The 23924-nt window shown below is 65.2% G+C and carries 22 protein-coding genes; 11 read left to right on the forward strand and 11 right to left on the reverse strand.

Annotation, left to right across the window (positions count from 1 at the left end; genetic code table 11):
- Positions 1-117: 117 nt before the first annotated feature.
- Positions 118-1191, forward strand: a complete 1074-nt coding sequence (locus BM190_RS12455; RefSeq protein WP_092254785.1) for a 4-oxalomesaconate tautomerase — start codon at positions 118-120, stop codon at positions 1189-1191.
- A 68-nt stretch (positions 1192-1259) separates the two neighbouring features.
- Positions 1260-2645 (forward strand): C4-dicarboxylate transporter DctA, encoded by a 1386-nt coding sequence (dctA, locus tag BM190_RS12460; RefSeq protein WP_092254789.1) that lies wholly within the window; start codon positions 1260-1262, stop codon positions 2643-2645.
- A 115-nt stretch (positions 2646-2760) separates the two neighbouring features.
- Here the strand turns inward: dctA and BM190_RS12465 are convergent, their stop codons facing one another.
- A complete protein-coding gene (locus BM190_RS12465; RefSeq protein WP_177237052.1) occupies positions 2761-4701 on the reverse strand; it encodes an AsmA family protein in 1941 nt (646 codons plus the stop codon).
- Between the two features lie 272 nt (positions 4702-4973).
- Here BM190_RS12465 and BM190_RS12470 point away from each other — a divergent pair, with 272 nt between their 5' ends.
- From BM190_RS12470 to BM190_RS12480, 3 genes are read left to right on the forward strand one after another with little or no spacing between them, the layout of a single operon-like run.
- Positions 4974-5681, forward strand: a complete 708-nt coding sequence (locus BM190_RS12470; RefSeq protein WP_018317833.1) for a CoA transferase subunit A — start codon at positions 4974-4976, stop codon at positions 5679-5681.
- An 18-nt stretch (positions 5682-5699) separates the two neighbouring features.
- Positions 5700-6350, forward strand: a complete 651-nt coding sequence (locus BM190_RS12475) for a 3-oxoacid CoA-transferase subunit B (protein WP_011089829.1) — start codon at positions 5700-5702, stop codon at positions 6348-6350.
- A gap of 22 nt (positions 6351-6372) precedes the next feature.
- Positions 6373-7008, forward strand: a complete 636-nt coding sequence (locus BM190_RS12480) for a GNAT family N-acetyltransferase (protein WP_092254797.1) — start codon at positions 6373-6375, stop codon at positions 7006-7008.
- Positions 7009-7096: 88 nt separating this feature from the next.
- Here the strand turns inward: BM190_RS12480 and BM190_RS12485 are convergent, their stop codons facing one another.
- The 4 genes from BM190_RS12485 to BM190_RS12500 form a co-directional block, all read right to left on the reverse strand.
- Positions 7097-7975: an SUMF1/EgtB/PvdO family nonheme iron enzyme gene (locus BM190_RS12485; protein WP_092254928.1), complete on the reverse strand. Its 879-nt coding sequence runs from the start codon at positions 7973-7975 to the stop codon at positions 7097-7099.
- 52 nt (positions 7976-8027) lie between these two features.
- Entirely contained in the window at positions 8028-9125 is a 1098-nt protein-coding gene (nirK, locus tag BM190_RS12490; protein WP_026201913.1) for a copper-containing nitrite reductase, read from the reverse strand.
- 122 nt (positions 9126-9247) lie between these two features.
- Positions 9248-10120 (reverse strand): copper chaperone PCu(A)C, encoded by an 873-nt coding sequence (locus BM190_RS41745; protein WP_092254800.1) that lies wholly within the window; start codon positions 10118-10120, stop codon positions 9248-9250.
- Positions 10121-10145: 25 nt separating this feature from the next.
- The gene (locus BM190_RS12500; RefSeq protein ID WP_092254803.1) at positions 10146-10346 is read right to left on the reverse strand and encodes a hypothetical protein; all 201 of its coding nucleotides are present in this window, start codon (positions 10344-10346) and stop codon (positions 10146-10148) included.
- A 202-nt stretch (positions 10347-10548) separates the two neighbouring features.
- On the opposite strand from BM190_RS12500, the gene hemN reads away from it, so the two are divergent.
- On the forward strand, positions 10549-11901 hold the full coding sequence (hemN, locus tag BM190_RS12505; protein ID WP_092254807.1) for an oxygen-independent coproporphyrinogen III oxidase: 1353 nt from the start codon (positions 10549-10551) through the stop codon (positions 11899-11901).
- A 190-nt stretch (positions 11902-12091) separates the two neighbouring features.
- A complete protein-coding gene (locus BM190_RS12510; RefSeq protein WP_018317839.1) occupies positions 12092-12289 on the forward strand; it encodes a DUF1858 domain-containing protein in 198 nt (65 codons plus the stop codon).
- A gap of 139 nt (positions 12290-12428) precedes the next feature.
- Here the strand turns inward: BM190_RS12510 and BM190_RS12515 are convergent, their stop codons facing one another.
- Positions 12429-13139, reverse strand: coding sequence for a Crp/Fnr family transcriptional regulator (locus tag BM190_RS12515; protein WP_018317840.1), 711 nt, complete (start codon positions 13137-13139; stop codon positions 12429-12431).
- A gap of 130 nt (positions 13140-13269) precedes the next feature.
- On the opposite strand from BM190_RS12515, the gene BM190_RS12520 reads away from it, so the two are divergent.
- On the forward strand, positions 13270-14481 hold the full coding sequence (locus tag BM190_RS12520; RefSeq protein ID WP_092254810.1) for an NnrS family protein: 1212 nt from the start codon (positions 13270-13272) through the stop codon (positions 14479-14481).
- 2 nt (positions 14482-14483) lie between these two features.
- Here BM190_RS12520 and BM190_RS12525 read toward each other — a convergent pair whose 3' ends face one another.
- Complete coding sequence (locus tag BM190_RS12525) at positions 14484-15521, reverse strand: AraC family transcriptional regulator (protein ID WP_092254813.1); 1038 nt, start codon at positions 15519-15521, stop codon at positions 14484-14486.
- Between the two features lie 206 nt (positions 15522-15727).
- On the opposite strand from BM190_RS12525, the gene BM190_RS12530 reads away from it, so the two are divergent.
- Together BM190_RS12530 and BM190_RS12535 are read left to right on the forward strand one after the other, a co-directional pair.
- Entirely contained in the window at positions 15728-16333 is a 606-nt protein-coding gene (locus BM190_RS12530) for a response regulator transcription factor (RefSeq protein WP_092254816.1), read from the forward strand.
- Positions 16334-16513: 180 nt separating this feature from the next.
- A complete protein-coding gene (locus BM190_RS12535; protein ID WP_092254931.1) occupies positions 16514-18190 on the forward strand; it encodes a mucoidy inhibitor MuiA family protein in 1677 nt (558 codons plus the stop codon).
- 56 nt (positions 18191-18246) lie between these two features.
- Here the strand turns inward: BM190_RS12535 and BM190_RS12540 are convergent, their stop codons facing one another.
- From BM190_RS12540 to BM190_RS41100, 4 genes are read right to left on the reverse strand one after another with little or no spacing between them, the layout of a single operon-like run.
- Positions 18247-19050 (reverse strand): heme ABC transporter ATP-binding protein, encoded by an 804-nt coding sequence (locus BM190_RS12540; RefSeq protein WP_092254819.1) that lies wholly within the window; start codon positions 19048-19050, stop codon positions 18247-18249.
- A complete protein-coding gene (locus tag BM190_RS12545; RefSeq protein WP_092254822.1) occupies positions 19047-20138 on the reverse strand; it encodes a FecCD family ABC transporter permease in 1092 nt (363 codons plus the stop codon). Before BM190_RS12545 ends, BM190_RS12540 begins: the two co-directional genes overlap by 4 nt.
- Positions 20135-21088 (reverse strand): heme/hemin ABC transporter substrate-binding protein, encoded by a 954-nt coding sequence (locus BM190_RS12550; protein ID WP_092254825.1) that lies wholly within the window; start codon positions 21086-21088, stop codon positions 20135-20137. Before BM190_RS12550 ends, BM190_RS12545 begins: the two co-directional genes overlap by 4 nt.
- Positions 21089-21094: 6 nt before the next feature.
- Positions 21095-21301, reverse strand: coding sequence for a hemin uptake protein HemP (locus BM190_RS41100; protein WP_026201916.1), 207 nt, complete (start codon positions 21299-21301; stop codon positions 21095-21097).
- Positions 21302-21565: 264 nt separating this feature from the next.
- Here BM190_RS41100 and BM190_RS12560 point away from each other — a divergent pair, with 264 nt between their 5' ends.
- On the forward strand, positions 21566-23917 hold the full coding sequence (locus tag BM190_RS12560; protein ID WP_177237046.1) for a TonB-dependent hemoglobin/transferrin/lactoferrin family receptor: 2352 nt from the start codon (positions 21566-21568) through the stop codon (positions 23915-23917).
- Positions 23918-23924: the final 7 nt, after the last annotated feature.

Raw genomic sequence — 23924 nt, forward strand, 5'->3', positions numbered from 1 at the left:
CCAGGGCTCCATTATGTCGAACAACGAAATAATACCTCAGATATTTGCATTTCACAAAATAGTTCGGACGGAGGATGCTCTGGCTCAGACGAGCACGTCGCCGAACGGAAGAACATCATGAACGATCAGATTGCCATTCCCTGTGTGGTCATGCGCGGTGGGACCTCGCGCGGACCGTTTTTCCTGGCCCGCGACCTTCCGGCCGACCCCAGCTCGCGCGACGCGGTGCTGTTGTCGGTAATGGGAGCTGGGCACGATCTCGGAATCGATGGAATCGGCGGCGACAATGCCGTGATCAACAAGGTCGCGATCATCGGATCGGCAACGGTGCCCGGTGCCGATGTCGACTACCTGTTTGCCCAGGTGAGGGTCCGTGAAGGGATCGTCGATACCTCGCCGAACTGCGGAAACATGCTTGCGGCGGTCGGGCCATTCGCAATCGAAGCCGGCCTGGTCGCCGCTACTGCGGATCGCACCCATGTACGCATTCACAATGTCAACACCGGCAAGCTGATCGACGCGACGGTCGCCACTCCGGGAGGACGGGTGACCTATGAGGGAGAAGCGCGGATCGACGGCGTGCCGGGAACGGCCGCGCCCATCGAACTGTCGTTCCCCAACGCCGCCGGCGCACGCACCGGCCGTCTGTTGCCGACAGGACGTCCGGTCGATCGCATCGGAGGGGTCGACGTGACCTGCATCGACGCAGCCATGCCCGTCATGCTGGTCCGCGCGGCAGATCTCGGATGGACCGGCCGCGAGGCCCCTCCGGCCTTCGCCGACGGCGCCTTCCGCGGGCGGCTCGAACATTTGCGCATCGAGGCTGGACGCCGGATGGGTTTTCCGGATTCCGCGTCAATGGTGATTCCGAAGCCGGTTCTGATCGCGCCCGCAAGCGGGGCGACGTTGAACGTCAGGTACTTCATGCCGCACGACTGCCATAGCGCGCTGGCGGTGACCGGTGCCGTCGCGATCGCGACCGCCTGTGTGACGCCCGGGACGATCGCCGCAGAGATGGTTGGATCGCTGGCACCGCCGGTGCCGATCACGCTCGCCCATCCCTCCGGCCGGCTCGTGGTTCGGCTCGAGCCCGGCCCGGTTGCCCGGGTGCAGCGGACAGCCCGGCGAATTCTCGAGGGCCATGTCTTCGCCCGTCGATCGCACGTCCCTCATTCGGTCCTGGCGGCCTGAAGCCGGACCGCTTTCAAAGCCTTCAAAAATCAGAGCCATGAAAAATCAGAGCCATGGGAGAAACGAGAATGCAGAAGCAAGCGCTGGTCGGGCCCGCGAACGGTGAGACGCGAAAACCATTCTACCGGATCCTCTACGTCCAGGTGCTGATCGGTCTCATGTTGGGCGTCCTCACCGGCCATCTCTGGCCTGACTTCGGTGCCGCGCTGAAGCCCTTCGGCGACGGCTTCGTCAAGCTGGTCAAGATGATGATCGCGCCGATCGTGTTCTGCACCATCGTCAGCGGTATCAACAGCATCAGCGATTCGCGCGAGGTCGGCCGCACGCTGGTGAAATCCATGGCGCTGTTCTACCTGCTGACCGTGCTCGCATTGCTGGCCGGACTGGTCGCCGTGTCGCTGATCCAGCCGGGCGTCGGCATGCATGTGTCCGTCAGCACGCTGGATCCGTCGGTGGCCGCGAAGTTCACCAAGCAGGCGAGTGCGACCGGATTTGCGGACTTCATGCTGCACATCATCCCGCATTCCTTCTTTGGCGCGTTTGCCGACGGCGAAGTGCTGCCGGTCCTGCTGGTCTCCATCCTGGTCGCCTTTGGCCTGAGCCGTGCCGGCGATGGGGGTGCGGTGGTGACGAAGGCCGTCGATTCCTTCTCTCAGGTCCTGTTTGTGTCCTTTGGCTTCGTCATGAAGCTCGCGCCGCTCGGCGCCTTTGGCGCCATGGCGTTCACGGTGGGCCGCTACGGCATTCGATCGATTGGCTCGCTCGGACTGCTGATCCTAACATTCTATATCGCCTGCTCATTCTTCGTGGTCGTCGTGCTCGGCACGCTGGCGCGGCTGAATGGCTTCAGCCTGTGGAGGACCATCCGCTACTTCAAGGAAGAGCTGCTGATCGTGCTCGGCACGTCATCGTCGGAACCGGCGCTGCCTGGGGCGCTGCGCAAGCTGGAGCAGCTCGGATGCCGGAAAGGCGTGTCCGGCCTCGTGTTGCCGATGGGCTATTCCTTCAATCTGGACGGCAGCGCCATCTATCTCACCCTGGCCTCCATCTTCATCGCGCAGGCCTGCGACATCCACCTGTCGTGGGGGCAGATCGCGGCGATGCTCGGACTGATGCTGCTGACGTCCAAAGGCGCGGCCGGCGTCACCGGCAGCGGCTTCGTCGCGCTTGTCGCGACCCTCTCCGTCATGCCGGATCTGCCCGTGACGGGCGTTGCGCTGCTCGTCGGCATCGACCGTTTCATGTCGGAAGCGCGGGCGCTGACCAGTATGATCAGCAACTGCGTCGCAGCCATCACCGTTTCGCTGTGGGAGGACGCTTGTGACCGAGAGGTGTTGGCTCGCGAGCTGGGAGGGAGTGGCTCTCTCAAGGTCGCGGCCGGATCGAAGATCGGCGGAGGAGCAGTGCTGCAGGGGGACAAGGCCTGGATTTCGACGACGCAATCGGCCGCTTGACGCCACCTCCGGGATGAAATCGGCCGCACTGCTCGATTCGGGTTTGCCAAGTCGCCGGCATGTCGAGCTTGTTGAGCTCGGGCTACCGAAATCCGCGAAGGCTGCGTTGATCAGCCTAGTTGGATTTGGCGTTCTCCTTCACGTTCTCTTTGGCGTTCTCCGCCGTCGGCGCTTCCGCCGGTGGAGGACGCTTTCCGCTGCCGGTGATGCGCTCGATCGCGGAGCGCACGGCGTCGCCCCCCTTGCGATCCTTCAGCATGTCGAGCAGCGGCGCGGAGGCCGGCGAGCGGCGGATCAGGCTTTCCGGATCGGGGAAGATCAGGGGATCGTCCCAGGGACCCTGCACCACGAACGGCAACTCGAATCCCGACGTGCTGTTGAGGCTCGCCACGCCCTTCATGTCGTATTCGCGCGTCGGCACCGAGGCGGTGCCGGTGAGCGTAATCTTGGCCGCCGGCCCTTCGACACGGATGTCCTCGGCGGTGGCGACCCCATCGGAGAATTTCACGGCGATGGTGAGATTGTTGTACGGCGTCGAACCGTTGCGGAAATTGCCGCCGCCCGACAGCGGACGCCGCTCCAGGCGTTTCAGCAGCTGCTCGGCATTGAAGCCCGAGATCGCGCCGTCATGACCGGTGACGGTGGCGCTGCCGTCGAGCGACTGCACGAGGCCGAACGGGCTCGAGCCCGAGGCGAAGAGCGACACGTTGATGTTGCCGCGACCGGATAGCTTGCTGAGGCCGAACAGTTCGGTGGCGCAGGCCTGGAGGTCGACGTCGGTGAACTGGAATTGCGCCTTGATGTCGGCGACGGTGTCGGAGCGCGCGATGCCGAACGAGCCCTTGGCGATGCCGCCATAGACCTGGGCTTCGCCGACCGAGAGTGCGAGCGTGCCGTTGCGCAGATTGGCGCCGATGGCGGTGCGGCCGAGCCTGGTCGGCCCGACCGTCAGCTTTGCTGCCGATAGGCGCATGTCGAGATCGGTCGTCGACAATCCGTTGAGATCGAACAGCTGCCTGTTCCAGTCCCGCGCGCCGCTCGCGAGCAGTCGGAAGGTGGAGATATAAGGCGTGAAGTCGAGCGCGTCGGCGGCGAGCGTCGCCTGCAGCGTCTGCCGGCCGTTATTGGCGTAGGTCATGACGCCCTCGGCGGCATTGCCGTCGAGCTCGACATTGACGTTGGTGAGCGCGATCGAGGCGCCGACGACGTTGGCGCGCGCCTTCAGCACGAAGCGGCCGAAGCCGCCGCTGGCGGGTTGCGGCTGCCCGGTCCAGCGCAGCGCGTTGCGCAAGGAGGGGCTGTCGATCGTCAGCGTGCCTTCCATCATCGGGCTGGTGCGGTTGGCGACGCTGCCGTCGAAAGCGAGCTTGAGCGGTGCGCTGGCGATCCGCGCCTTCAAGCCCGAGCGCTCGCCGGAGAGGGCGGCGACGAAGTCGGAAAAGCTGATCGAGCCGTCAACACGCTCGCCGCGCCAGTCGAACTGTCCGGTCGCGGCGAAGGAGCGCGAGATCGAAGGCCAGGCCAGCGACAGGTCGATGTCCTCGAACTTCTCGGTGCCGTGCGTGGCGGCGTCCTGGTAGTCGAGCACGCCGTCCTGGATCCGGATTTCGGAGAACGAGAGCTGGTTTTCAGCCCCCGGCTTCATGGTGCGCGCGATGGTCTGGATGAAGGGCGTCCAGTTACTCTGGCCGTCCGGCTTCAGGCTGACATGGATGCGCGGCCGCAGCAGCGTCAGGTCGGCGATCTCGAACCGTTGCAGCAATAGCGGCAGCAGCCGCAGATTGGCGGTGAGCACGTCGACCTGGAGCGCGGGATCGCTGGTGCCGCCGCCCTTGAGGCCGACGTCACGGAAGGAGATGTAGCTCGCCGGCAGCACCGAGATGTCGATTGCGCCCGCGACACTGAGTTCGAGCCCGGTGACGTCGCGGATCTGCGCTTCGACCGCCTTGCGCAGCGCGTCGCGGTTGATGAGCCATGAGGTCGCGATCAGGGCGATCAGCGCGACGCCGAGCAGCGCCGCGATCGGCGTCCCGAGGCGCTTCATTCCTTGGGCCATGGTCAATGGCATGTCCTGATCGGGTTGGTCGTTGGAGCCAGGAGGGCGGGTCGGGAAACCTGCGTGCCCACGCCCAACCCCCGCAACTTGATGGGTTTTCTTGTCGCTTTCAAGGCCGCGGACGGTTCTGCCCACGGTGTGGGCAGCTTCTATCACCCGGCCGCCGTGCGGAGAACCCCGTATCATTGACGGCTTTGGAGGATTTCGCCTAATAATCGCCGCCAATAGGGCGCGCCGCCTCCAAGCCGAAGGTTCAGTCGAAGGTTATTTGCATGAACAAGGTCTATCCCGACGCCAAGTCGGCTCTGTCAGGCATTTTGAAAGACAACATGATGATCATGTCGGGAGGCTTCGGCCTCTGCGGCATCGCCGAGGAGCTCTCGGACGCGATCCGCGAGTCCGGCGTCAAGGGCCTGACGGTGGTCTCCAACAATGCCGGCGTCGACGGCATCGGGCTCAGCCGCCTTTTGGAAACCCGGCAGATCAAGAAGATGATCTCGTCCTATGTCGGCGAGAACAAGCTGTTCGCCCAGCAATTCCTCGCCGGCGAGCTGGAACTCGAATTCAATCCGCAGGGCACGCTTGCCGAGCGCATCCGCGCCGGCGGCGCCGGCATTCCGGCCTTCTACACCAAGACCGGCGTCGGCACGCTGATCGCCGAAGGCAAGGAAGTGAAGGAGTTCGACGGCGAGAAGTACCTGATGGAACGTGGCCTGTTCGCCGACCTCGCCATTGTCCACGCCTGGAAGGGCGACACCGCCGGCAACCTCATCTACCGCAAGACCGCGCGCAATTTTAACCCGATGATGGCGACCGCCGCCAAGATCACCGTCGCCGAGGTCGAGCATCTGGTTCCGGCGGGTGAACTCAATCCCGACCACATCCACACGCCCGGCATTTTCGTGAAGCGCATCGTCGAGGTCGGCACGGCCAAGAAGCGCATCGAATTCCGCAACACCCGCCCGCGTACCGCCGCTTAAGCGTATCAGGAGACACACATGGCCTGGACCCGTGAACAGATGGCCGCGCGCGCCGCGAAGGAACTGCGTGACGGCTACTACGTCAATCTCGGCATCGGCATCCCGACGCTGGTTTCGAACTTCATCCCCGACGGGGTCGATGTCAGCCTGCAGAGCGAGAACGGCATGCTCGGCATGGGCCCGTTCCCCTATGAAGACGAGGTGGACGCGGACCTGATCAACGCCGGCAAGCAGACGGTGAGCGAGCTGCCCTCGACCTCGTATTTCTCGAGCGCGGATTCCTTCGGGATGATCCGCGGCGGCCATATGGACCTGTCGATCCTCGGCGCCATGCAGGTGGCCCAGAACGGCGATCTCGCCAATTGGATGATCCCCGGCAAGATGGTCAAGGGCATGGGCGGCGCGATGGACCTCGTCGCCGGCGTCAAGCGCGTCGTCGTGGTGATGGAGCATTCGGCCAAGGACGGCTCCAAGCTCCTGAAGAAGTGCAATCTGCCGCTGACCGGCGAGCGCGTGGTCGACATGGTCGTCACGGATCTGGCGGTCTTCACCATCGACAAGCACGGTGATGGCGGCATGGCCCTGATCGAGCTCGCCGACGGCGTCTCGCTCGACGAGGTCAAGGCCAAGACCGAAGCCGAGTTTCGCGTGGCGCTGAAGAACACGTAAGGTCTTCGAGAATGGGGCGCGTATGACGATAAGGTCAGCGCGTCCCGAGGACGCTGCTTTCATCGCACGAACCATCCTGCACTCGATGCGCGGCTGCCGGCCGCGGGGCTGGTTCGACGTCGCGCTTGGCTGGCCGGAAGCGGAGTGCCTCGATTTCATCGCACGCGTCGCCGTCGCACGCGCGGTGTCGATGTGGCATGTGTCGCAGTTCCTGGTCACCGAAATCGATGGCAAGCCTGCTGCTGCACTTTGCGCCGTGCCTGCGGCCGGCACCGGACCTGCGGCCTGGCGCGCGCTCGAAGAGGTCGGTTTCTCAATTGGGCTCACGGCGTCAGAGCTGGACGCCATCCGCCGGCGCGGCGCCTATTCGCGGACTTGCTGGGTCCAGGGCGGCGAGGGCGACTGGATGATCGAGCATGTCGCGACCGACCCTGCCTATCGTGGCCGCGGCCTGATGCAGGCGCTGATCGCGCACGCGCTGGACAAGGGGCGGGCGGCCGGGTTTGCCCGGACGACGATATCGTTCCTGATCGGCAACGAGCCCGCCGAGCGCGCCTACGCCAAGGCCGGATTTGTCTTTGCGGAGGAGAAACGCGATCCCGCGTTCGAGACGATCATCGGAGCTCCAGGCTTTCGCATGTTCGCGCGCGCGATTTGACGTGTCCGTAGCCCGCATGAGCGAAGCGATATGCGGGACCTTCCCGGGTGTCGCTTCGCTCACCCGGGCTACGCGGCGATAATCTTGGCTATGACCTCACCGCCCACACCTTGCTCCACCGCGCCGACACGCTCGCGACCCAGGAGGTCTCCTCGCGCACCAGGCGGAAGCCGAGATTGGCGGGCGGCACGCCCTGGGCGCAACCGCCGGCGCGGGCGTCGCGGATGAAATCGGTGACATAGGCGCGGTGGGCGCCCTCGGCGACACGCACGCCGCAGTTCACCGTGGGTCGGCCGGCATTGCCGGCGGCGTCGACGCGCGAGCGCACGAAGCAGGTCGAGGTCCACTCCCAGACATTGCCGGCGAGATCCTCGACGCCGTGCTCGTTCGGGCCGAACTTGCCGAAGGGATAGGCAGTGGTGTCGGAAAGATCGCGTTCGGACTCGCGCTCATAGCGGCTGATCCAGCGCTTTGAAGGATCGTCGGCATCGACAGCGACGCCGTCGTCCTTGAATCTGGAGCCCGCTGCAAAGGCCCATTCCGCATCGCTCGGCAGGCGGTAATGGTGGCCTGTCTTGCGCGACAGCCAGCCTGCATAAGCCTCGGCATCGTGCCAGTTCACCTGCACCGCGGGACGATCGGCAGCGACCGTGACGTCGCGATCGAGCGCGCGGCAGGCGCCCTCCTGCACACAGAGCTGATAATCGGATGAGGAGACCTGATTTCGCATGATGTGCAGCGGTCGGTCGACGCGCATCGCGCGCAGCGGCGCCTCCGCCTGCTGCCCGCCGCGCGTGAAATCGCCGGCCTCGCGATAGGACAGACTGCCCGGCGCGACCCTGACGATCGCTGGCTCCGTCGCGGTGCCGCGGACCGTCATGTTCGAAACCAGCGGCGCCATCGCGATCGGTCCGGCGAGCCCGGCGGCGCAGGCGAGGGCCAGTTTGAGCTTGAATGCGATCAGCATGGTCATTCCCCGAAGAAAGAAGGGGCCGGTGATGACCGGCCCCTTGTCGCGTTTAGTTGGTGTTGGCAGCCGGTATTTCGGCGGGGGCCTTCACCTGCATCATCAGATCATCGTTCCACTTGCCTTCGACCTTGAAGTGCGCGGTGGCGCCGAGGTCGGCGGCTTCGATCAGGTTATGCGTGACGTAGGCGTAGATGCCGGGCTGCTGGAATTTGTACAGCGCGGCTCCCGCCGATCCGCCGCGGATGAACCAGGTCTCGAGCCCGACTTCCGGCGCATTGCCGAACTTGCCGGTCTCCCAGACGTAGTCGCCATGGCCGCCGATCAGGTGCGGACGGCTGTCGCGGTTGGCTTGCGAATGCACGATCAGCACGTTCTCGCCGACATTGGCCGTCAGCGCGTTCTTGCCGGTCAGCGCACCGGCCTTGCCGTTGAACACGACATGGGTCGGGATCAGCTTCTTCATCACCTCTTCGGTCTCGGTGAAGGCCTCGCCAGGCGATTCGTAGGACTTGAAGTTGCCTTTCTCGTCGCGGGGCACGTACATGTCCTGCTCGCCGATGTAGTAGACCTTGTCGTATTTCAGCGCGCGGCCCTTGCCGTCGTTGAGGCCGTCACGCGGCAGCACCATCACGGCGCCGTTCATGCCGGAGACGACGTGCCAGGGGATCATCGGGCCGCCCGGGGCGCAATGGTAGACGAAGACGCCGGTCTTGGTTGCCTTCCAGCGCAGCACGACTTGCTCGCCGGGATTGACCAGAGTGAGCGCGCCGCCACCGAGCGCGCCGGTCGCGGAATGGAAGTCGATGTTGTGCGGCATGGAGTTGGTCGCAGGATTGACCAGCGTCGTTTCGACGTAGTCGCCCTCGTGCACGACCATCAGCGGACCCGGCATAGAACCGTTGAAGGTCATGGCCTGGAAGGTGGTGCCCTTCTCGTCGATGACGACCTTCTTCTCCTCGATCGTGAGTTTGAACTCGATGATCTTGGGGCCTTGCTTGGTCGCCTGCTCGTGCGCATGCACGAACGGCGGAGCGACCAGCTCTACCTTTTGACGCGGCAGTTTGAGATCGTCGCCAGCCAAAGCGGGGGTCGCCAGCATCAGAGCTGTCGCGGCGGCGCCGATCAATGCGACTCTGCGGGTGAACATCGGAAGCATCCTTCATCTGGAAAGGTTTTGATGACGGATGCAGTGTGCGCCTATCTCGGCAAGAGTGTTTGCGCTGCGACAAGGTTTTGCCGGATTCGGCTCCGCTACAGTACTTAGGTGCCTTAGCGGAGCAGAATCGGCGACACGACGTTGACGGCATCCTTTGGCGTGATGCGGATGTCGAGGCCGAGCGACCAGCGGCCTGACAGCGGTGCCGACATTCTGACGCGCCACTGATCGTTACCGACGCGTTCGGCGTTTGCGGTGATCGGCGCCACGCCATGCTCGGGATTGCCGAGTGTGACCGCGACCGCATCGGCACTCAGCGGCAACTCGTTCGCATCTTCGAGCTGGATCGCGATCTCGACCGGACCGGCGCGCCCGGGCGAGACCGTGACGTTGGCCATGGCTTTTTCTGCATGGAGATGCGTGAAGAAGCTCTCGTCCGCGTCGGATGTCGCGGCGGCAGGGACCGCCGCCTGCTCCGCGCGATGCGCAGGCTCTGCGGCCGCCGTGGTCGCCATGCTTTCGGGAGCCTGTGCGCCGATGGCCTGCACGTCCAGCGTCACTTTCACCGCGCCGGCGTGCTCGAACGACAGCGTCACGGGCATCTGGTCGCCGGCATGAAGCGGCACATCGAGACCGATGAACATCAGGTGTCCGCCGCCGGGCGCAAGCGTTACGATCTGTCCGGGAGCGATGACAAGTCCCCTGTCGAGCGCGCGCATGGTCATGACACCGTCGTTGACGGTCATCTCGTGGATCTCTGTTCGAAGCGCATGCGCGGCCGATGCGGCCTGCAGTCGCTCCGGCGCGCGGCCCCGGTTCTCTATCGTCAGATAGCCGCCGGCGACCCTGGCTCCGCCGGGCGTCGCCCGGCTCCAGGCCCTGGTGATGACGAGGTCGCCGCTGGTCGTGTCGGCCGCGAAGGCCGGCACCCCGGCAAGGCATGTCAGGACGACCGCGCCGGCGAATGCACGCTTGGATGAGATCATGGTCGAGGCCTTCGCGAAGACGCCACTAGACGAGAGATGTGGCAAGCCAGACCGTTGCCCAGATCACCAGTGACAGCACGACGAAGATGGCGATGGCTGCGGCCAGAGCGCGCACGGTGCCGGCCGGGGCCGCTGCGAGCGGGGCCGGCCGGAAGTCGTCGAAACGCGGGATATGGCCGCGGACGTCGAGCAAGGAAAGAAGCAGTTCGAGTGCGAGAAGCCTCATGGGCAAACGCTCCGGATGGCGTGCGAATTGGCATGATCATGGCCCCGAAATGGCCGCTGCGCTTTGCGCGAGCGCAATGTCTGCGGCACCCCCGGCCGACTTTGCGCAAGCGCAAGGTCACCCCCTCGGATCCGAGGTAGTGGGGTGTATTCCGTGATTTGCCGTGGTCTGCACACGGCGGAAATTTACGAATGGGTAAGACATGAGAGCTGATCTTGCGGCGAGCTACGGCGAAGAACGATTGCCACGCTACACGAGCTATCCGACCGCGCCGCATTTTTCCACGGCGGTCGGATCGGACGCCTACGCCAGTTGGCTGGCGGAGCTGCCGGCGGGCGCCAGCGCGTCACTCTATCTCCACGTGCCGTTCTGCCGCGAGATGTGCTGGTATTGCGGCTGCCATACCCAGATCGTGCGCCGCGACGAACTGATCGCCGGCTATCAGCGCACGCTGCGCAACGAGATCGAGCAGGTCGCCGAAACCATCGGTCGCCGCATCAAGGTGGAGCACATCCATTTCGGCGGCGGCACGCCGACGATCATGCAGCCGGAAGCCTTCGCCGAATTGATGGCGACGATGCGCCAGAAGTTCTTCGTGCTGCCCTCGGCCGAGATCGCGGTCGAGATCGATCCCCGCACATTGACCGCCGACATGGTCGATGCCATGCGGCTCTCCGGCGTCAACCGCGCGAGCCTTGGCGTGCAGAGCTTCGATCCCGTGGTGCAGCGGGCGATCAACCGCGTGCAAAGCTTCGAGCAGACGGCTTCCGTGGTCGACATGCTCCGGCGCGCCGGCATCGAGGGACTCAATTTCGACCTGATCTACGGGTTGCCGCACCAGACCGTCGCGTCGTGTCTGGATACCGTCCGGCGCAGCCTCACGCTCGCGCCCGACCGCTTCTCCGTGTTCGGCTATGCTCATGTGCCAAGCTTCAAGAAGCACCAGCAGATGATCAACGAGGCTGTGTTGCCGGACGGCCTCGCGCGCCACGACCAGGCCTGCGCGATCGCGAATGCACTGAAGGAGGCCGGTTACGTGCAGATCGGGCTCGATCATTTCGCGCGGCCCGGCGACTCCATGGCCGTGGCCTTTGAGGAACGGACGCTGCGGCGCAATTTTCAGGGCTACACCACTGACAAGAGCGAAGTCCTGCTCGGTTTCGGCGCCAGCGCGATTGGGCATTTGCCGCAGGGTTACGTCCAGAACGAGGTGCAGATCGGCGCCTATGCGCAGAGCATTGCCGCCGGCCGTCTCGCCACCGCCAAGGGCTATGGGCTCACCGACGACGACCGGCTGCGCGCCGACATCATCGAACGCATCATGTGCGAGTTCAGCGCCGATCTCGACGACATCTGCGCGCGCCATGGCGCGGAGGCGGCGGCGATGCTGAACTCGGCGGCACGTCTGAAGCCACTGGTCTCCGACGGCATCGTGAGGTTGGACGGCAACCGCCTCGCAGTCGCAAAAGATTCCCGCTTCCTGGTCCGCAGCGTCGCGGCCGCGTTCGACGCGCATCTCAATCCGGCGAAGCAGCTGCACAGCCGGGCTGTGTAGCTGGTCATTCCGGGCCGCGCGAAGCGCGAGCCCGGAATCCATTCCTCCATGTCATCCGCTGCACGATGGATTCCGGGCTCGCGCCAAAAGGCGCGCCCCGGAATGACGGCGGAGGAACGGGCAACAGCTTGCGCTCCAACAAAGAAACTCAGGTCACCTCCGTTATCGTCGTGTCGGAACGGAGTTGCCCATGTCTTTCGGATCCGACGATCTGGTCGATGACATCATGCGTACCGCGCCGCACACGATCCGCGTGTTTCTGGCCTTCAGGATGGCTTGTGTCGGTTGCCCTATCGCAACCTTCCACACGGTGGATGATGCCTGCCGCGAGCATGGCATCGACCGCGACAAATTCCTCGCCGCGTTGTGCGATTGCGTGCCGGCGTGAAGCAGTCTCGAATTCGCGCGGGCGCGCGCGGATTCCCGGGTGAGGGACGGCTTTCGCCGTAAGCGGAAGCGCCCCTCACCCCTATCTCGATCCCTATCCTGGTCCCTATCTTGGGCGGAGACGCCCCGGTGCGGCTGTGTCACGCCGCGCCGCTGTCGGCGCTCCGCTCTGCCAACACGACGATCCTGTGCGGATCGCGCAGGATGATGCGCTGACGGCCGCTCTCGACGAGGCCTTGGCTCTCCCAGCCGCTCAGGATGCGGCTGACGGTGTGCAGCGTGGTGCCGGTCATCTGCGCGATGTCCTGGCGGCTGATCGGGAAGTCGATCTCGATGCCGTGGTCGAGCTTCTTGCCGGACTGTTTGGCGAGACGCAGCAGCGCATGGGCGACGCGCTGCTCGACCTGCTGGGTCGACATTTCCAGGATGCGGGTGTGGCTCTCCTGGAGGCGCGCGCCGACGGTCTGGAGCGTGTTGGCGGCCAGCGAGGGAAATCGCTCGACCAGCCGCGGCCAGGCCGAGGTTGGCCATATCAGCACCACGCTGTCATCGACAGCGATCGCGGTCGCCGGATATTGCACGGCTCCGATCGCCATCGCGAGCCCGAACGTTTCGCCGGGCGCGACGTAGCGGACCACGATCTGCTCGCCGGTCGGCGTGGTCTTGGCCGCGCGGACATGGCCGTGCAGCAGCAGGAAGAAGGACTGCGCATCCGCCCCCTGCTCGAAAATGGCGCTGTTCTTGGGATAGCGCGCCGAACGGGCCTCACGCAGGATCTCATCCAGAGCTTCCGGCGTGACCCCGGCAAACAGCGGCAAATGCGCAACCAGCGATGTGTCGACCTTGGCCATTCTGCCTCCTTGGCATCAGGGAGTGTGATGGCACCTGCAATCGTCCGATAGTTTGCGATAGCGCAAAACGGGACGGCTGAGTGGCAGTATTTTTCCAGACAACGGACTGAATTTTATTGGAGTTGACCCCATGGCTGGCGCCCGATCCCGCAACTTTGAGGGCTGGCCGCTGTTTGCGAACAGTTTTCGGCCCTTTTTCCTGCTCGCCGCGATCCAGGCGGGGCTATCGATCCTGGCCTGGCTGCCGATGTTCTACGGTGAATTGTCGGTGAGTTCCGCATTCGCGCCGCGCGACTGGCACGTCCACGAGATGCTTTATGGCTTCCTGCCGGCTGTCATCACCGGGTTCCTGTTCACGGCCATCCCGAACTGGACCGGGCGGCTGCCGATCCAGGGCACCTCGCTGGGGGCGTTAGTGATGGTCTGGCTTGCCGGGCGTATCGCGGTGACGTTGTCGGCCGATACCGGCTGGGCGTTTGCGCTTCTCGTCGATGCCGCCTTCCTGGCGCTGGTCGTCGCCGCCGCGGCGCGCGAGATCATCGCAGGCGGCAATTGGCGCAACCTGCCCGTGGTGGCGCTGGTGTCCGTTCTGCTCGCCGGCAACGTCACTTTTCATCTCGAGGCGCACTACCAGGGCGCGGCCGATGTCAGCATCCGCGTCGGCATCGGAGTGGTCATGTTGCTGATCTCGCTGATCGGAGGCCGCATCATTCCGAGCTTCACCCGCAACTGGTTGGTCAAGTTCAATCCCGGCCGCCTGCCGGTGCCGTTCGGACGCTTCGACGGCGCAGTGATCGGATGCAGCGCGCTCGCGCTCGTCTTCTGGATCGTGGCGCCGCTGAATGTCGTCACTGGTGTCCTGATGGCGCTGGTCGGCGGGCTGCATCTGGTGCGGCTTGCGCGCTGGGCCGGTGATCGCACGTTTGGCGAGCGACTGCTGGTGATCCTGCATATTGGCTACGTCTTCGTGCCGCTCGGCTTCATCCTGCACGCCGTCGCTGTTTTCGGAGCGCTGCCGCCAAGCGCCGGCATCCACGCCTGGATGGCGGGCGCGGCGGGAACCATGACGCTGGCGGTGATGACCCGCGCGAGCCTCGGCCATACCGGACAGGCGTTGACCGCTTCGCCGGCGACGCAGGCAATCTATGCTGCGATCATCATCGCGGCCCTGGCCCGGGTCGCCGCCGTGGTGTTGCCCGCACATAGCGATGTGTTGTTGCACATCGCCGCCTGCGGTTGGCTCGTCGCGTTCCTCGGATTTGCCGTCGCGTTCGGCCCGCTGCTCGCCGGCAGCCGGCGGCGTGCCCTCGCCACGATGGGCGTGCCTGCTCCGGCGCGCTGAACTCAAGCTGCGGTTGCCGATGGCGCATCGGGCGGCGGCGTCGGAGGCCGAACGCCCTTGCGCCAGTCGGTTATGGTGCAGCCGAACCGGCCGCGGAACCAGCGCGCCATGGCGCTCTGCGCGGAGAAGCCGAGCTGCATCGCGATGTCAGCCAACGGCCGGCCGGGGTCCTCGATCAGCTGGATCACGAGATCGGCACGTTGCGCATCCAGGATGGCCGAGAAGCTGGTGCCTGAGGCAGCGAGGTGGCGGTGGATGGTGCGGCGGGTGCAGGCAAGATGCTCGGCCACGCGCTCGACCGTACAGTCGCCGCCGGCGAGCAGGGTCCGTACGACCTCGTCGACCTTCCCCTCCCAGCTCGCGGGCCGCGTTTCGATCGCCTCGATCCGCTTGCGCAGATAGCTTGCGATCAGCGGATGCGCGCTCGGGATCCGGCGCTCCATGTCGCGCGCCGAGAGCAGGATCGCATCGTGCTCGGCGTTGAAGGTCACGCGGCAGCCGTAAAATTCGCGGTAGCGCTTGCGATCGCGCGGCGGCGGGTAATGCAGCTGGACCTCCTGCGGCCGCCAGTCTTGGCCATGCAGCGATTGGATGATGCGGTGGATGCTGCCGAGCGCCATGTCGATCGCCTGGCGCGGCGCGCTCGGCCGCCTGCCGCGCAGGTGCAGTGTGACCGTCACGATCTGCCGGTCGCGCGCAACATCCAGCCGCATGCCGTCATGATGGATGTGGATGAAGCGCGAAAATGCGTCGATCGCCTCGCCGACAGTCGCCTGTTCGCGCACGATCAGGCCGACCGCACCGAAATTGGTCAGGCCGCCACGCTCGGCGAGACGCAAGCCGAAATCTTCGGCGCCGGAGGCCTCCGCCGACAATTCGAGCAGACGGCGCAGGCCGGCGACGGCAATGGGCGTATCGGGCTTGTCGAGGCAGGCCAGCGGCAGCCTGGCCTTGCGCATCATCTGTTTAGGATCGAGCCCAACCGACCGGGCGATCTCCGGGTAATAGCTCAAGCCTGCGCTGCGAACGAGGTCGGTCATGCGAACCGTTCCTGCCAGCCATTCCCGCAGATGTCCCGAAATGTAAAATTTCTGTCTCGATCCGTCAAATCCAGGAACCGGCCGGAACATACATAGGGGAAACCGAAGCACTGGCGTGAATGCCGTGCTCACGACGACGCGGCAGGGCGATGCGGCCCGCTTTCCGTCTCGGACCCATTTGACCAAGACATTGCTGGATCGGGATTATGCCGGGGAACATGCTTTCCAAGGGCGAGGTATTCGTCATCGACACCGACGCTGCCTCCCGCGAACAACTTTCGACCGCGCTCCAACAGAGCGCCTATGACGTGATCTGCTTCGCTGACGGTGCCTCACTCCTGTCCGAAGCAAAGGCACGCATGCCGGCCTGCGTGCTGATGGAGCTGCCGCCCGATCGCTCCGGCCTCGACATGCTCAGGCGGCTGCGCGAGGAAAATTGCATGGCGCCTGTGCTGGTGACCTCGGCGAATGGCAGCATCGCCATGGCGGTCGACGCCATCAAGAGCGGCGCGACCGACTTCATCGAAAAGCCTTTCCGCACCCACGACATCATCGGTCGGATCGATGCCGCCATCGACGAATTCGCGCAGCCCGGCACGAGCCGGCAGCGCTGGCTGCCCGGCTGCGAGCCCTTGACCGAGCGTGAGGGCGACGTGCTCGAGCACCTCGCGGCCGGCCTGACCAACAAGGAGATCGCCCGGCGCATGCATCTGAGCGCACGGACCGTCGAAGGCTATCGCGCCGGCGTCCTGAAGAAGGCCGGGGCCAAGAACGTGACCGATCTGCTCCGCCGCATCTTCGGCCAGGGGTAGCCCACCCAGGCCTGAGGCCTGCCGCGGGCGATACGTTCCGCAGCCTTGGTGCCGCCGCGGCGGCGCCCCACGGAAACCCCAATCGAACCAGTTCCTTCCCTGCCGCGTCCAACCATGTTGGCGAGGCATTTGATCGCGCGCGTCCGGCTGGCGGCGCGGCGATACGGCAGGAGGGACTTCATGCGCATCACCGCAAGATATTTGGCAACGACAAGCCTGGTTCTGGTCACCATGGCGGCGGCCTCGCCTTCATGGGCCGCCGATTTGGACGCTACATCGGCGATCGATACGGTCACGGTTTACCCCGATGGCGCCACCGTCACCCGCGTCATCACGGTCGACCTGCCGTCCGGGGATTCGACCCTGGTCGCCAAGGATTTCCCGCTTGGTCTCGATGCCTCCTCCATCCGGGTCGAGGGTGAGGGCGGCGCAAAGCTCACCATCGGCACGATCGATGCGCGGTCGCCTCGCGCCGCGCCGGTCAATCTGCCCGAGCTGGAAAAGCGCATCGAGGCCTTGAACGATCAGCGCGCCGATTTGCAGGGCGCGATCGACTCGGCGAATGCGCGGCGCAAGTTTGCGGAGCACTTTGCGGAAACCTCTCCCGCGGGGATCGGCGACAAGGGTGAGGCGCGGCCGATCGCCGAATGGCGCGCGGCCTTTGCTGCGGTCGGCGAAGAAATTGCGAGCGCCGACACCGTCATCCGCGATGCCACGCGCAAGACGCGGGAAATCGACCGGCAGATCGCCCAACTCGAGGTCGAGCGCAAGGCCAAGCCGCCGAGCAAGCTCGAGGTTCGCATGGACGTTGCCGCGACTGCTGCGACGAAGGCGACGCTGCGCGTGACTTACGCCGTGCGCAATGCGCGCTGGATGCCGCTCTATGACGCTCGGCTCGACACCGGCGCCAAGGATCGCAAGCCGCAGCTCGAGCTGATCCGCCGCGCCGAGATCACGCAATCGACCGGCGAGGATTGGTCCAACGTGACGCTCGGCGTCTCCACGACCCGCATCAGCCGCGGCGGCAGTGCGCCGGAGCTGCATTCGCTGGTCGCGCAATATCCACAGGTGCCGAAGCCGCTGGCAGCAGGTTCGGTCTCCGATCTGGCGCGGCCCGCGCCGGTTCTGCGACAGATGCAATCGCCAGCGATGGCCAAGATTGCGGAAGCGGCCGAGCCGCGCGAACGTGCCGACGAGCAGCAGGCAATTGCCGAGATCGGGGATTTCCAGGCGACGTTCAAAATTCCCGGCCGCGTCAGCCTCGGCGCCGCCGAGGGCGCCAAGAGCCTGCGGATTGCAGCGATGACGGTGCCCGCCGACCTGGCGGTCCGCGCCGCACCGGTGCTGGACCCGACCGCCTTCCTCGAAGCCAGCTTCAAGCAGACCGATGACACGACGCTGCTGCCGGGCAAGGTCGCGATCTACCGCGACGGCGTCTTTGTCGGTCGCGGCAAGCTTTCCGCTTCCGCCAAGGACGACATCGTGCGGCTGGGCTTCGGCGCCGACGACAAGGTGAGAATCGAGCGCGCGGTGCTCAAGCGCAATGAGGGCTCGGCCGGTCTCCTGGTCACGACGTCCAAGACCGACGAGCGTACGTTCAAGACCACCATCCGCAACGGTCATGATTTCCCGATCAAGGTTGCGATCGAGGATCAGTTGCCGGTCAGCGAGAGCGAGGACATCGTCGTCGAAATGCTGCCCGCGACCACGCCGCCGACCGCCAGCAACATCCGTGACCGCCGCGGCGTGCTGGAATGGTCGTTCGACGCCAAGCCGGGCGAAGTCAAGGATATCAACTTCGCCTGGCGCATCCGCTGGCCGAAGGACAAGAGCATGGTGATCGTCCCGGCGGGGTAGGCTGTTCGCCCCAAACGAGATGCGCTTCCTCTCCTTGCGGGGGAGGGAGCGCACCTTCATCGTGGCGGCGGCGCCGCCTGCATCGACTGCGGAAGCACGTAAGGCACGCCGTCGTCGCCTTGATGGACAACGGCATCGATCTCGAAGATCTCGCGGATGGTTTCGCGGGTGACGACATCCGCGCGCGAGCCATCTGCGGCGAGCCTGCCGCCAGCCAGCACGGCCAGCCGGTCGGCGAAGCGGATCGCGAGATTGAGGTCGTGCAGGATCGCGATCACGGCCGTGCCGCCGGCCGCACGGCGGCGGGCGGCTTCGACGAGGTCGATCTGGTGGCGCAGATCCAGGCTCGAGGTCGGCTCGTCCAGCAGCAGGAGGCCCGGGCCGTGCTCGGCTTCGCCGCAGGCGAGCTGCACCAGCACGCGGGCGAAATGGGCGCGCTGCTGTTCGCCGCCTGATAGAGTCGGCAGTTGCCGTTCGCGGAAATGCGCGAGCCCAACCTCGTCGAGGGCCGCGTCGGCGAGCGCGCCTGCTTCACGCGCGCTGCGCTCGCCCGCGCCCATCAGCACGATCTCCTCGACGGTGAAGGGGAAGGTGACGTTGATGTGCTGCGACAGCATCGCGCGGCGCGCGGCAAGCTCGCGCGGCCTAAAGCTGCCGATGTCACGCTGTTTCAGGCGCACCGCACCCTCGTTCGGGCGGAGATCGCCGGAGAGCAACCGCAGCAGCGTCGACTTGCCGGCACCGTTCGGGCCGATGATCGCGACCATCTCTCCGGCCGCAACCGTCAGGTCGACGCCATCGAGCAGCGTCGCGCGGCCGGCGCGCTTGCTCAAGCCGCGCGCCTCGATCACGGCGCTCATAGCGAGGCGAGCCCGCGCTGCCGCAGCAGGATGAAGAGGAAGACCGGCGCGCCGACCGCTGCGGTCAGGATGCCGATCGGCATCTCCGCCGGCGCCACGATGGTGCGCGCCAGCGTGTCGGCGCCGACCATCAGGATCGCGCCGAGCAGGACCGAGGCCGGCAGCAGCAGTCGATGCGCAGGTCCAATGACGAGACGGAGCAGATGCGGCACGACGATGCCGACGAAGCCGATGACGCCGCTGATCGACACCGCGACGCCGGTCATGGCGGAGACCATGACGATCGAGATTCGCTTGAGACGCTCGACGTCGACGCCGCCGTGAAAGGCGTCGGCCTCGCCGAGCACCAGAAGATCGAGGCCGCGCGCGATGAAGGCACAGGCGCCAAGCCCGATGATGAGGATGGGCGCCAGCATGGCGGCCTTGGTCCAGGTCGCCCCGCTCATCGAGCCCAGCAGCCAGAACGTGATGTCGCGGAGCTGGCGGTCGTCGGCGACGAACACCAGCAGCCCGATGCCGGCATTGGCGATGGCGGTGATGGCGACGCCGGCCAGCAGGAAGACCGCGATCGAGGTGCGTCCCGAGCGGCTCGAGATGCCGTAGAGGATCGCGGTCGTGGCCAGCGATCCCGCGAATGCCGCGAGCGGCAGGAGCTCGGTCTGGAGGAAGCGCAGCGTCTCGCCGAAGCGCGAATCGGTGAAGACGATCGCGCTTGCGGCTGCGAGCGCGCCGCCGCTGGAGACACCGACCAGCGCGGGATCGGCGAGCGGATTGCGAAACAGCCCTTGCATGATCGCGCCGGCGGCCGCGAGCAGGCCGCCGACCATCGCCGCCGCCGCGATCCGGGGGACGCGGATCGACCACAGCACGAGCTGGTCGCGGGCCGTCATGGCCGTGCTTTCGCCTGATAGCCCCAGTGCAGCAGGCAGGCGGGAGAGGGGAATGCCGGCGGCGCCGAAGCTCAGCGCCACGATCGCGGCGACCGCGAGCAATGCGATCAAGAGAGGAATTGCGAGTGATGCGGACCGCCGCCGCGCGTTGGCGCGTCGTTCCGTGCCGCGCGCTTCCATGCCGATCGCCACGCTCATTGCCGGCAATTCGCCGCCGACAGCGCCGAGGTGAAGGCAGCGCCCGGTTCGGCCAATCCCGGATAGAGTTTCACCGAAAGGTCGCGCGCCGCCGCCGCCGTCCGTGGCCCGAAACCGAGCAGATAGAGCCCGTCCATGGTGATGAGGCTCTTGTTGGCCACGACCGGCGTCAGGGCGAAGCCGGGATGGGCATAGATCGCGTCGGCCTGCAGCGAGTCCTTGCCACGCTCGATCGACAGCACCACGTCGGGTCCTGCCGCCGCGATCGCCTCGTCACCGATGATCTTGTAGCCGTCGAAATCGTCGACGGCATTCGCGGCGCCGGCGAGCTGGATGATCTCGTTGGCCGCGGTCTTGTGGCCGGCGACCATGGCGCGCCCGTTCTGGAGCGACATCACGAATATCACACGCACCGGCTTGGTCACCTTGGCGCGCAGGGCGCGCAGTTGGGCAAAATCGGCGCCGACCGCGGCGCTCAGGCACGCGGCGCGTGCGTCGACACCCATGGCGTGGCCGACCAGCCTTATCTTCTCGATCAGTCCGTCCTCGGAGAAGGTGTCGGGCACCAGCACCAACGGCACTTTCGCCGTTTCCAGGATCTCCATGGTCGCGTGCGGGCCCGAGCCCTGAATCGCCAGGATCAGGGTGGGATTGAGACCCAACACGCCTTCGGCGGAGATCTGGCGCATGTAGCCGACGTTGGGTTTGTCTTGCAGCGCCGCCGCTGGATAAAGGCTGGTGGTGTCGACGCCGACCAGCCGGTTCTCGAGCCCGAGCGCATAGATGATCTCGGTGATGGCGCCGCCGATCGAGACCGTGCGCGCGAAGTCGGTCACGGCGACGTCGCGATTGCGCGCGTCATGCACGGTGATGCCGGCGGCGTGCGCGGCAGAGGCGAGCGCGATCGTGCTGGAGAGCAGGAGGCTTGCGAGGGTGCGACAAAATGTCATTACAGGTTACTTCGTCAGGATCAGCTTGTTCTGCGAGGTCAGGCGAAGACGATAGCTGTCCTCGCCGTGCGCGATGATGATCTCGCGCTCGACCGCAAACAGCTCGCGACTGTCGATCCGGCTCCCACGCATGGTGAGGGTTCGCGTTGTCGCAGAAGGGCTTCCTGCCGACCCCGCCGCGTCGCCGCTGCTGTCTCCTGATGTTGCCGACATGTTGGGTGTGATGCGCTTTCGAAACTCTGGAGTGCTGCTTGTTTGTATAAGCGGCACGAAGCGCATTCCAACGGCCGCAATTTACAATCGATATAAACTGCAAGCTGATGTCATTGACCGTCAGAGTGTTGCCACGTAACCAATTATGGCGGCGGGGTGACTTGCCCGCGTCTCGAGAAAATCAGCCAGCCAGTCGTTCGCGTTGCGAACGCACGCCAGCCAAACGACCTGAAAAAATAGAGTGAAGTGCAGGCTGGGGCTGATATGGCTGACGGGGCTAGGTATTCGCGCGCCTTGATTTTGGGCGCGTCGGTGGTTTCATTTGCGGCAATGACGACGGAGAGCGGTCTTGCGCAGACCGCCGCGCCGCAGGCCGAAAGTGCGTCGACGGAACGGCCGAGGCAAGCCAGGCGCAAGCCGACCAAGCCGCTGGTCGCGCAACAGGCAGCGCCGGAGGTCCTCAACGCCCGAGCCCAGGCCGGCGGCACCGCGCCGGTTCAGACGCTCGACACCATCACGGTCGCTGCAACGAAAACCAAGGAGCGCGCGATCGATGCGCTCGCGCCGGTCAGCTCCATTTCGCTCGACCAGATCCAGGGTCTTCAGCCGAACCGGCTGTCGGGCATCTTCTATGCTGTACCCGGCGTGTCGTTCCAGGAACGCGGCGACGATCCCGCGACCGTCATCAACATCCGCGGCCTGCAGGATTTCGGCCGCGTCGCCGTGGTCGTCGACGGCGCGCGGCAGAATTACCAGCGCACCGGCCACAACGCCAACGGCTCCTTCTTCCTCGATCCCGAATTGATCGGCGGTGTCGACGTCGTGCGCGGTCCGACCGCCAACATCTACGGCTCCGGCGCAATCGGCGGCCTGGTCTCGTTCCGCACCAAGGACATCGACGACGTGCTACGTCCTGGCGAGCGCTGGGGCGTCGATCTCTCCGGCTCCTACGGCTCCAACAACAATCGCGGCCTCGGCTCGGTCTTCGGCGGCGTGCGCGCCACGCCCGACGTCGATATCTTCGGCGGCGCGGTCTATCGCACCCAAGGCAATTACAAGGACGGCAACGGCACCGAGATCGGCAACACCGGCAACCAGGTCGAGGCCGGGCTGATGAAGCTCACGGTGCGGCCCGCGATCGGCCACGAGGTCAAGTTCGGCGCCGTCTTTCAGGACTACCAGTACGATGTCGGCCAGTTCAACCGCGGCCCGGTCGCGACGGCGGCGCAGCGCGCGCTGTATCAGGGCTCGTCGGTCTATGCGTCCGACACCAAGAACTACACCGGAACGGTGACCTGGAACTATTCGCTGCCGAGCGACAATCTGTTCGACTCGCACATATCGGTCTACGGCAATCGCACCGACAACGACCAGACCAAGACCTATCACTACTCGACATCCGGCGCGGCCTATTGCGGCGCCGGCAATGTCGGCAACAACATCTCCGGCTGTGTCGGCGACAAGCGCGGCTATGTCCTCGATACGTTTGGCTTCGACGCCAACAACACCACGCGCTTCAACGTCGGCGACTGGCGCAATGCCGTGACCTACGGCGTCGACGCATTCCAGGACGACGTCATTACGACCGACAGCCGCGGCAATTCCAACATCACCACGCCGGGTGGCATCCGCACCGTGTCGGGCGGCTTCATTCAACTGAAACAGAACTACAACACCTGGTTCGAGGCGGTGAGCGCGATCCGCTATGACCGTTACAATCTGCAGTCCGGCGGTACCAATGCGAGTGGCGATCGCTTCTCGCCCAAGATCACCCTCGGTGTGACGCCGGTCCCGGGCTTCCAGCCTTATGTCAGCTACGCCGAAGGCTATCGCGCCCCATCGATCACCGAGACGGTGATCTCCGGCGCGCACGCAACCGGTGGCGGACCGGCCTTCTTCCCCTGTCCTGACGGCACTGTTGGCCTGTTCTGCTTCCTGCCCAACCCGAACCTCCGTCCTGAGGTCGGCAAGAACAAGGAGGTCGGCTTCAATCTGAAGTACGATAACATCTTCAGCGCCAATGACTCGTTCCGCGGCAAGATCAATCTGTTCCGCAACGATGTCAGCGATTACATCGACCTCGTCGCCTCGGCGCGGGTCGCGGTGCCACCGTTCGGCTCTTTCAGCCAGTTCTACCAGTACCAGAACATCGCCAATGCCCGCATCCAGGGTTTCGAGGCGGAGACGATGTACGATGCCGGCAGCTGGTTCATCGGTGTCGCCGGTCATTACATCCAGGGCAAGAACGCTGTCACCAATGTCGGGCTCGCGACCATCACCCCGCGCAAGGTCGTCACGACCGGTGGCGTCCGCCTGCTCGATCGCACCCTGATCCTGTCGGCGCAATGGGCCTCGTTTGGTGCCAACAACGATGTACCCGTCGGCTATCTGCCTGCGACCGGCTACGAGCTGGTCAATTTGTACATGACCTACAATGCGACCAGGGACATCGTGTTCACGGCTTCGATCGACAATCTCTTGAACCAGTACTACCGGCCTTACGCCATTCCCGGCAGCTCGACCGACGGCACGTCGCAGAACGACGTGCTGTGGTCAGCCCCGGGACCGGGCAGGGTCTACAAGGCCGGCATGAAGATTCACTTTGGAGGTGCGTAGCCGCCAG

The sequence above is a fragment of the Bradyrhizobium sp. Rc3b genome (genome assembly GCF_900114915.1).
Lineage (GTDB): Bacteria > Pseudomonadota > Alphaproteobacteria > Rhizobiales > Xanthobacteraceae > Bradyrhizobium.